This window comes from Streptomyces scabichelini, from assembly GCF_011045015.1.
GTDB classification, from domain to species: Bacteria; Actinomycetota; Actinomycetes; order Streptomycetales; family Streptomycetaceae; genus Streptomyces; species Streptomyces scabichelini.
This window is the reverse complement of the sequence record NZ_JAAKZY010000311.1, coordinates 1-9675: the sequence shown is the minus strand read 5'-3', so window position 1 is coordinate 9675 and position 9675 is coordinate 1. Positions and strand designations below refer to the sequence as shown.

The 9675-nt window shown below is 70.9% G+C and carries 9 protein-coding genes; 3 read left to right on the top strand and 6 right to left on the bottom strand.

All coding sequences use genetic code 11. The annotated features are described in order from the left end of the window. The 4 genes from G5C60_RS52830 to G5C60_RS47240 all read right to left on the bottom strand — a co-directional run. A partial coding sequence (locus tag G5C60_RS52830; RefSeq protein WP_241267585.1) for a hypothetical protein occupies positions 1-423 on the bottom strand: 423 nt, incomplete at its 3' end. Then, the gene (locus tag G5C60_RS47250) at positions 407-898 is read right to left on the bottom strand and encodes an RNA polymerase sigma factor (RefSeq protein WP_165269906.1); all 492 of its coding nucleotides are present in this window, start codon (positions 896-898) and stop codon (positions 407-409) included. The genes G5C60_RS52830 and G5C60_RS47250, both read right to left, overlap by 17 nt. 174 nt (positions 899-1072) lie before the next feature. Continuing rightward, the gene (locus G5C60_RS47245) at positions 1073-1702 is read right to left on the bottom strand and encodes a class F sortase (RefSeq protein WP_165269904.1); all 630 of its coding nucleotides are present in this window, start codon (positions 1700-1702) and stop codon (positions 1073-1075) included. Continuing rightward, the gene (locus G5C60_RS47240; RefSeq protein WP_165269902.1) at positions 1699-2091 is read right to left on the bottom strand and encodes a Tat pathway signal sequence domain protein; all 393 of its coding nucleotides are present in this window, start codon (positions 2089-2091) and stop codon (positions 1699-1701) included. The genes G5C60_RS47245 and G5C60_RS47240 overlap by 4 nt, the downstream gene beginning before the upstream one ends. Before the next feature lie 536 nt (positions 2092-2627). Between G5C60_RS47240 and G5C60_RS47235 the strand changes: the two genes are divergently transcribed. Next, positions 2628-3692: an endonuclease/exonuclease/phosphatase family protein gene (locus G5C60_RS47235; protein WP_165269900.1), complete on the top strand. Its 1065-nt coding sequence runs from the start codon at positions 2628-2630 to the stop codon at positions 3690-3692. Positions 3693-3845: 153 nt separating this feature from the next. On the opposite strand, the gene snpA is transcribed toward G5C60_RS47235, so the two are convergent. Beyond that, positions 3846-4520 carry a snapalysin gene (snpA, locus tag G5C60_RS47230; RefSeq protein ID WP_165269898.1) on the bottom strand — a complete coding sequence of 225 codons (675 nt, stop codon included), beginning with the start codon at positions 4518-4520 and terminating at the stop codon, positions 3846-3848. Between the two features lie 176 nt (positions 4521-4696). Here snpA and G5C60_RS47225 point away from each other — a divergent pair, with 176 nt between their 5' ends. Next, on the top strand, positions 4697-5617 hold the full coding sequence (locus G5C60_RS47225; RefSeq protein ID WP_165269896.1) for a LysR family transcriptional regulator: 921 nt from the start codon (positions 4697-4699) through the stop codon (positions 5615-5617). Positions 5618-5744: 127 nt separating this feature from the next. On the opposite strand, the gene G5C60_RS47220 is transcribed toward G5C60_RS47225, so the two are convergent. Continuing rightward, complete coding sequence (locus G5C60_RS47220) at positions 5745-7826, bottom strand: alkaline phosphatase PhoX (RefSeq protein WP_165269894.1); 2082 nt, start codon at positions 7824-7826, stop codon at positions 5745-5747. A 297-nt stretch (positions 7827-8123) separates the two neighbouring features. Between G5C60_RS47220 and G5C60_RS47215 the strand changes: the two genes are divergently transcribed. Further along, positions 8124-9641 (top strand): VWA domain-containing protein, encoded by a 1518-nt coding sequence (locus tag G5C60_RS47215; protein ID WP_165269892.1) that lies wholly within the window; start codon positions 8124-8126, stop codon positions 9639-9641. Positions 9642-9675: the final 34 nt, after the last annotated feature.

The window sequence follows — 9675 nt, the reverse complement described above, 5'->3', positions numbered from 1 at the left end:
GGGGGTGACGGGCCGGGGCGAATCCGACGGGATGGGCGGAGCCGAGGGGCTGTCCGTGGCCGAGGGGTCATCCGTGGCCGAAGAGCCGTCCGTGGGCGAAGGGCCGTCCGAGGGCGGAAGGCTGGTCGCAGGCGGCGGGCTGCTCGCGGGTGGCGGGCTGCTCGCGGGTGGCGGGGCGAGAGGGACCGTCGGGGACGCGGGTGCGCCGGATGTCGCCGTGAGGAGCGGCAGCGCGACGAGGGCGGCGACGGCGCACGACAGGCCGACCCCGGCCGCGGCCCGGAGCAGGCGGCGGCGGGAGGCGGTACGGCGGATCGCCTCGTAGCGGCCGGGGGGAGGGCCGAGGTGGTCGGAGGTGGGCCGCAGGATGACGGCGAGGGGGTCGTCGGGCTCGAACTCCGGATCGTCAGGGCGTGTGATCAAGGCTTCTCCTCAGGTGGGCGCGGAGCAGTTCTCGGGCCGCGTGGAGATCGGCCTTGACGGTTCCTTCCTTGCGCCCGGTCAGCGCGGACACCTCCCGGATCGGCATGTCGGCGTAGTAGTGCAGCAGGATCGGGACGCGCAGTCGTTCCGGCAACGACTGCACGAGCAGACGTACCGACGGATCGGCCTGCTCGATGTGCGGGCGGACGGCGGCTTCCGAAGTGGCACGGCGCACGGCTCTGCGCTCGCGCTCCAGTTTGCGCCAGTGGTCCCGGACGATGTTGGCCGCGGTGACGTAGAGGAAGCCGCGGGGCTCCTCCACGGACGTCCAGCGCGCCCAGAGCCGGGTGAACGCCTCCGAGGCGATCTCGTGGGCCGTCTCGTCGTCGTCGACCAGCCGGCGGCACCAGCCGGCCAGGCGCGGGTAGAGGGCGGCGAACAGCTCGGACGCTGCCTTGTCGCGGGACCGTTTCAACGCTCTCCATGGTCGTGGGGCACTCACGGGTCTCGTAGGGCTCGTACGACTCATGTGGCTCGTACGGCCCGTACAGCCCGTAACTCTCGTACGGAAGAGCCCGGACCGACGGCGTACGTTCCATCGGCCCGGGATCCGCGGTGGCGGGTCGGACTGGGGCAGAGGCTCAGGGACTCAGGGCCTCGCGGAGCTCAGCGAGGCGAAGACGATCACGTTGTCGCGGTACTCGTCACCGGTACGAGGGCCGCCGCACGTGATGAGCCGCAGCTCCGGCCGGTCCACGTCCCCGTAGACGTCCTCCGCGGGGAAGTCCGCCTTGGCGACCGTCCGTACGGCGGTGACGGCGAAGCCCGCCGTCGTGCCGTTCTCCAGGCGCGCCACGATCCGGTCGCCGCGGCGCAGCCGGTCCAGGTGACGGAAGACCCCGTCCCCGTACGGGCCGACCGTGACATGACCGAGGATCACCGACGGGCCGACCTGACCCGGCGTCGGCGAGTGCCGGTACCAGCCCGCCCGGTCGTTCGCCGTGATCGGGGGCACCTGCACGGTGCCGTCCGAGGCCAGCCCCAGCCGCATGACCGGGCTGTCGACCTCGATCGCCGGAATCTGCAGCCTGACCGGGACCGAACGCCCGAGGCCCTGCGCCGCCTTCCCCTTCGCGTTCGAGGAGGACGACGAAGACGAAGACGTGCCGCTGGTCCTCGAACCGTCGGTCGTGGCCTGGCCGCCCCCCGGGCCGCCACAGCCCACCAGCAACGACGCCATCGCCGCGGTGACGAACGCCCGCCTGGACGGCAGGGTCATGCCCCGGTCGCCCGCCGGCGCCGCACGACGAAGACCACCGCGCCGCCCACGGCGAACGCCGCGGCGGCGCCGCCACCGATCAGCCCACCCTCGGTCCCGGACTGCCCGGACTCAGTCGTCTCACCGGTGTCGGGCGCTCCCTCAGGTACGACGGAAACCTGACCCGAGTCCGGCGCCTGGGTCGGTTCGGCCAGACTCGGTACGGCGCTCGGAGTCGAGTCGGTGGGGGCCTCCTCCGTGGGGGCTTCGGAGGGAACCGGGCTCGGGGCGGCGGAGGCCGGGGCGGAGGGGGCCGGGGTCGGGGTCCCCCCGTCGGCGAACGCGGGCACCGTGCTCGCCAGGACGGCGGTGCACGCAAGTGCCAGGGCGCTGAGGACAGTTCGGCGCATGAATCGCTCTCTTTCGTCGGTCCGCCCGGGGGCTCGGCGGGCTGCGTTACGGATCGAGCGGAGAGACGAGGCAGCGGCGGGTCCGGTTGTAAAGAGACGGCAAAGTCGGGTTCGTTGTTGGGTGCGGGTCCGTCGTGGCTTGTCGCGCAGTTCCCCGCGCCCCTGGGGTCCGGTGGTGGGTGCGGGGTCGTGGGCCGGTGCGTCAGCCCGTCGCAGGGTGGGCATACGGCCCGGTGGTGGTACACGGTGCGGGTGGCCTGAGACCGAACCTACGCGACGGGCGTACGACGCACCGACCCACGCCCCCTCCCGCCGGTGGGCAAGTGGCGGGTGCGTGGTGGCTGAGGGCTCGTCTTTTAGGGGCGCGGGGAACTGCGCGACCAGCCACGACGGCGCTGCCGCCGGGACACGACCCCTCAGGGGGGCCTGGGGCGCAGCCCCCAGTTTCGGGAAGGGGCGGGGCTGGGGAAGAGAACCATCCCCCCACCCACCCCGTCTTTGAGGGAGGATCCAGACAGAGCGCGAGAGGTGTGGCCTTGGGTACTGCTGCGGCGGAGACGGACGAGTGGGCCGATGACGCCCCGGCGGCACAACGCCCAGCACGTGCGGCCGGCGCCTGGATCGCCGGACTGCTCCTCCTCGGCGTGAGCACCGTCGTGGGGTGCCGGATCGCCGACACCGACGGAATCACCCCCGTACCGCAAGTCCTCGCGTTCCTGCCCTGGCTGCTCGCCCCCACCGGCCTCGCCCTCCTCCTCGCCGGCCTGGCACGCTGGCGCATCGGCCTGGCCTGGGGCGTAGCCGCCCTGGCGGCGATCGCCTGGTTCATCGAGCCGTACGGCAAGACGACCGAGGCGAAGGGCACCCCGCTCGCGGAGCTGCGCGTACTCACGTCGAACGTGCAGTTCGGCCAGGCGACCGACGAGCTGATCAAGACCATCCGAAGCGAACGCCCGGACCTCGTCTTCGTCGAGGAATGCGAGAACACCTGCGACGAGAAACTGACGCAGGCCTTCGGGGCGAAGGGCACGACGGACACGGCGGATACGACGGACACGACAGACACGCCCGGCGCGAAGGGCACGTACCCCTACCGACAGGCCGTCGAAGGCTACGGCTCCGACGGCTCCGTCATCCTCAGCCGATACCCCCTCAAGCCTGCCCCCGGAGTCCGGGGCACCATGGGCATGCCGGGCGCGACAGCCGACGTGAAGGGCAACGAGGTCCGGGTCCAGCTCGCCCACCCCATGCCCCCGCTCCCGGCCCACGTGGACGATTGGCGCAGGGAACTCGACGCCCTCCGCGACTACGCGGCCGCCGACAAGACCCGCCCCACCATCCTCGCGGGCGACTTCAACGCCTCGCAGGACCACGCCGCGTTCCGCCGCATCCTGGACACGGGCCTGCGCGACGGTGCCCGCCTCACCGGCGACTCCCGCACCCCGACCTGGCCGGCCAGAACGACCCCGGCCTTCGGCGCCCAGATCGACCACGTCCTCGTCTCCCAGGACTTCTCGGCGAACAGGGCCCGTTTCCTGGACCTCGAGAACACGGACCACCGGTCCGTCCTCCTCGACCTGACGCTCCACGAGCGCGGCTGACACCGCCGAACGCGGTGTGGGCCGTCCCTGTGCAGGAGGGACGGCCCACACCAGTGGGGGGTGGCGACTTGCGGACTCGAAGCTGCGGGTGCGTCGTGGCTGGTCGCGCAGTTCCCCGCGCCCCTAAGGGGCGCTTACAGGAACCGTCCGGTCCTACCCGTTCACCTTGTGCAGGGCCTTGGCCAGCCCGTTGGCCCACAGGCGCTCGACCTCGGCGCGCTCATTGGCGTCGGGGTTCGCGTTGGTGCAGGACGGGCCGGGGCCCCCGCCCGACATGAGCTCGCTGCACGGGCCCTCGTAGTGGTCCGGCAGACCGAGGACATGGCCGGTCTCGTGGGCGGTCACGCGCGTGGAGTCGTACTCCTCGTTCTGCGCGTAGTCGAGGAAGATGTAGCCGCCGCCGCGGCCGTCCGTGGAGGCGTACGAGCCGCGCGGGTCGTTACCCTCGCGGTACTCGAAGTCGGCGTTGGAACCCGACTGGAGCTGCACGTTCGCGACCGCGCCGTTCCAGATGGAGGTGGAACGGGCTATCTGGGAGCTGAACGTGGGCGCGTCCGAGGCGTCGTAGACGACGGTGACGGCGGCGGCGCCCGGGTTCGCGGCGCGCTTCTCGGCCACGGACTTCAGTACGGCCTCGAAGAACGCCTCGTTGGCCTTGGCCTCCTCGGACGCACCGTGGTAGGCAGCCACGGAGGACGCAGGGGCGGCAGCCGGGGCAGCCGACGCCGGCACCGCGCCGAACGCGCCGGCCGCGAGGCCGAGCCCGACGGCGGCGGACAGCACAGCTCTGGACTTGGGCTTCTTGGATGTGCGCAGGGAAAGTCGCACGATGATGACTCCTTGAGTGGGGGGTGAGTCGTCGTCATCGCTGAGTGTCGATGCCTGTGCGGCGGCTGTGATGATGGCAAGTGGCGATAGCACGCCGCTATCAGTCACCAACTCGCCTACTTCAGGTGGGATTTGTGCGTCTGGTGTGACCGAGGAGCCCGTCCTAGGCTCGCCGCATGGAGCTTGAGGTCAGGCACCTCCGCGCGCTGTGCGCCATAGCCGACACCGGCAGCCTGCACCGGGCCGCACGCCAACTCGGCGTCGCCCAGCCCTCGTTGAGCACCCAGCTGCGCCGGATCGAACAGGAGCTGGGCGGGGCGCTGTTCACCCGCGAACGCACCGGCTGCCGCCCGACCCCGCTCGGCCGCGTCGTCCTCGGCCGGGCCCGCCCCCTGGTGGCCGAAATGCGCGCCCTCGTCGCGGAGGCCCGTACCGCCGCCGCCGTGGCCGGACCCCAAGTGCGCATCGGCTCCACCGCGAGCCGGGCCCTCGCGGGCTGGCTGCGCCGGCTGCGCGCCCGCAACCAGGAGCCGGTCCTGCAGATGGACGTCTCCCCGAACGCACTGCTGCGGATGCTCGCCGACGGACAGCTCGACGTCGCCTTCGTGCACGAGGTGGAGGGCAGCCCGCTGCGCATACCGGACGGGCTGCGGCTGCGCGTACTGATGGAACGCGAGCCGCAATTCGTGTCGCTGCCATCCGACCACCCGGCCGCGGCGAAGTCCGAGGTCAGCCTGCGTGACCTGGCCGACGACCGCTGGATGGTCGACCCGACGGTCGACGGGGAGTGGGACGCCGTGCAGCGGATGTTCCGCGCGGCCGGCGTCAACCCGCGTGTCCTGCACGGCGACTACTACACGGCAGACGCACTGATCGCCACCGGCGAGGTGGTCGCCGTCTGCCAGCCGACCCACGCCGACAGCCCCACGATGGCGGTACGCCGCATCCACGGCGACCCCCTCGGCGTACGCCTGCTCCTCGCGGCCCGTACGCAGGAGGAGCTGGACTCCGTCTTTCCGGAACTGGAGGAGGCGTACGAGGAGGTCGCCTTGCAGGCGCCCGGCTATCGGGAGTGGCTGGAACGGGCCGGTGTGTGATCTGCGGGTCGTGGGGGCTGGTCGCGCCCACGCGGCGGAGCCGCAAATTGATACAGCCCCGCGCCCCTAAAAAGACAGGGGGCGCCCCCCTTTGAGGAGGGCGCCCCCACGTACGTACAACTACGGCTCAGACGCCGATGTCGCGGCCGTCCTTGCGGTACACCGCGACCACCGACGGGCGGACATACGTGCCCGGGCCGTCGGGCCAGGTGCTCGCGGGCTTCTCGACGGTCGCGCCGTCGATCTCGCCCGGGTGCTGGACCGCGACCAGGACGCGGCGGTCCTGGACGATCGGGCCGCAGGTTTCGGCGCCCTTCGGCATGGTGAGGAACTGCTTCAGCTCACCGCGCCGGTCACCCTGGGTCGCGACGCCGAACAGACCGTCGTGGTAGCCGAGTTGGGCACCGTCGGTGGAGATCCACAGGTTGCCGTGCGGGTCGAAGGCCACGTTGTCCGGGCAGGAGATCGGACTGACCTTGTCCTTCGGGAAGCCCGCGAAGTAGGTCGCCGGGTCCTTCGGGTCACCTGCGACGAGGAACAGCGACCAGGCGAAGCTCGTGCTGTCGGCCCGGTTCCAGCGCTCGGTCAGCTCCAGAACATGCCCGTGCTTGTTGGCGTTGCGCGGGTTGGCCTCGTCGGCCTTGGCGTTCGTACCGACACCGCGGTTGCTGTTGTTCGTGAGGGCGACGTACACCTTGCCGGTGTGCGGGTTCGGCTCGATGTCCTCGGGGCGGTCCATCTTCGTGGCGCCGACCTTGTCACCGGCGAGCCGCGTGAAGACGAAGACTTCTTCGGCGGTCATACCGTCCACGTGCGAGACGGCGCCCTTCGCGGTGGCGGTGGCCAGCGGAATCCACGTACCACTGCCGTCGAACTCGCCGTCGTTCGGCAGCTTGCCCGTGCCGTCGATCTCGATCGCCGGGGAGTCGCCGGTGAGCTTGGCGACGTACAGCGTGCCCTCGTCGAGGAGCGTCAGGTTGTGCTCGCGGGCCCAGCGGCTGTGGCCGTGGGCCATCCGCTTGCTGCCGACGAACTTGTAGAAGTAGTCGAAGCGCTCGTCGTCGCCGGTGTAGACGACCGGGCGGCCGTCGTGCGTGAGGCGCACGGTCGCGCCCTCGTGCTTGAAGCGGCCGAGCGCGGTGTGCTTGCGGGGCGTGGAGGTGGGGTCGTACGGGTCGAGTTCGACGACGTAGCCGAAGCGGTGGACCTCGTTCGGCTCCTTGGCCACGTCGAACCGCTTGTCGAACAGCTCCCACTTGCGCTCGGAGGCGGCGGTGCCGATGCCGTACCGCTTGTCCGTCGTCCGGCTGCTGTTGGCGAAGTACTGGTTGAAGTTCTCCTCGCCGTGCAGCGTCGTGCCCCAGGGGGTCTCTCCGCCCGCGCAGTTGTTGAGCGTGCCGAGGACCTTCGTGCCGGTCGGGTCGGCGGAGGTCTTGAGGAGGTCGGACCCGGCGGCCGGACCGGTGACCTTGAACTCGGTGGTCGCGGTGACGCGCCGGTTGAGGGGGTGGCGGGGTACGGGGGTGAGCTTGCCGCTCTTGCGGTCCTCCTCCACCACGACGACGGACAGGCCGTGGGCCGCCCAGGCGATCTCGACCTGCTCGCGGGTGGGCTTGGCGGCGTCGTAGCCCTTGAACATCAGGATCTCGTCGGTGTACTCGTGGTTCGCCACGAGCACCTGGCGGCCGCGCTCGCCCGGCAGCGGGAGCAGGCCGAGGTAGTCGCAGTTGTAGCCGAACTGGCCCGCCTGCGCCTTGGCGCTCTGCTTGTCAGGGTCGAAGGCGGGGGCGCCGCGGAGGATGGGCTCGCCCCAGCGGATGACCACGTTCTGGGCGTAGCCGTCGGGGATGGTCACGGTGTCGGCGGTGTTCGGCGCGACGGCTGTGAACCGGAGGCCGCGGGCCGCCTTGCCGCTCGTTCCTCCCGTGAACGCGGCGGGGGTCGCGTCAGCGGTCTGCGCGGCGGCTTGCGTGGCGCCGCCGCCGACGACCGCACCCCCGGCTGCCGCGCTGACCGTCACCACGGCGGCGGCCCGCATCATGGAACGGCGGCTGAGCGCACCGGCGATGACATCGCCGACGTACTCGTTGGTGCTGGTGTTGGGCACCTCGTGAAAACAGGCGTCACCACACCGGAATCGACAGGTCATCGCCGAACGGCCACCGGCGTGCGAGCCGGTAGAGCCGATCAGAGGCAGCAGGTTGCGCACGGTCCCTCCCAATATTTCCTGGGTCGGGCGTGACGCTAGGGGCACGCGCGTTCGGGGACACTGACGTGAGGTGAACGAGGGGTGAACGCACGAGAGCGGAGGGGGAGTTGACGCCGACGCGGACTCCGGTACGCACCTCGGTACTTACCTCGGTATATATCTCCGTACGGACCTGGGTCCGGGCCCGGGTCCTTCCCAGGTCCGGGCCTGAAGAAGATCTTCAAACATGGCGGCTAACCTTACGTGTCCGTCCTGGCCAGGGATTGACGGAAACAACTCATGCGAAGGGTTGCGCACATGGGCATTCTCAACCTCCTGCGAAACGCATTCGGAAAGTCACGCAAGGGGCGTACGTCCGAGGGTGCCGACGTGCCTCCGGCAGCTGAGCAGACGCCTCCGGCGGAGGAACGGGCAGCTTCCGTCCCCGCCCCGGCGACCGAGCGGACACCTGCGGCGGCCGAACCGGCGGCCTCGGTCCCGACCCCGCCGGCCGAGCCCAGGACGTCCGGTGTGGACGACTTGGTGTCGGCGGCGTTCGACAACGTGGCGGTGTCCGCGCCGGTGCCTGCGGCGCGAGAGCGGGAACCTGAGGCTGAGGTGAAGCCTGAGGTCGAGGCGGAGCCTGAGGTTAGGGCCGAGCCTGAGGTCAAGGCAGAGCCTGAGATTAAGGCGGAGCCTGAGGTAGAGGCAGAGCCTGAAATTGAGGCAGCGGCTGCTCCTGAGCCCGAGCCTGCCGCAGAGAAGGCGCCCGTGGTGGAGGAGGCCCCGGCGGCAGAGCCGGAGCCGGAGCCTGAGGTCGAGGCCGTCACCGAAGTGACCCCCGAGCCGCAGCCGGAGACGGCCGCCGAGCCGGAGCCCGTCGCGGAGACGGCTCCCGCGCCGGAGCCTGTTGCCGCCGAAGTTGCGCCGGAGCCCGAGCCTGTTGTCGCTGACGTCAGCCCGGAGCCTGAGCCGGAGCCGGAGATCGTCACTGCCGAGGCGGCTCCGGAACCGGCGCCCGACGCCGAGCCGACACCCGTCACCGTGCAGGCGAACGAGCCCGCAGTCGCCGACGGCGATCAGGCCCCACAGGGGCCACCCGCACCCGACAACGAGACCGCCACGGGTGGTGCGGGCGGGAACGAAAAGGCCGAAGGCGAAGCCGAGGCCGTCAAGACCAGCGAACCCCCAGCCGGAGGCGACCCCGTACCGGCCACCCTCCTCACCGCCTACAACGCAGCCGCCACCACCCTCAAGAACCTCAACCTCACCGGCACGACCGCCAAGGTCTACCTCGTGCTGGACCGCTCCGCCTCCATGCGCCCGTACTACAAGGACGGCTCCGCCCAGGCCCTCGGCGAGCAGGCCCTGGCCCTCGCCACCCACCTCGACCCCGAGGCGAAGGTCCACGTCGTCTTCTTCTCCACGGAACTCGACGGCACCGGCGAACTCACCGTCACCGACCACGAGAACAAGATCGACGACCTGCACGCAGGGCTCGGCCGCATGGGCCGTACCAGCTACCACACGGCGGTCGAAGCGGTCCTCAGCCACTACGAGAAGTCCGCCACCACGGACCCCGCACTCGTGATCTTCCAGACGGACGGCGCCCCGGACGCCAGGACCCCCGCCACCCAGTCCCTCACGGACGCGGCGAAGAACCACCCCGCCGTCTTCTTCTCCTTCGTCGCCTTCGGTGACCCGGAGAACAAGGCCTTCGACTACCTCCGCAAGCTCAAGACGGACAACACGGCCCACTTCCTGGCCGGCGAAACCCCGCTCGAGCTGACCGACCAAGAGCTCTACGAGGGCGTACTGGCGAACTGGCGCCCGTAACCAACGGAAGCCCACCCGGCACCACCCACCCGGC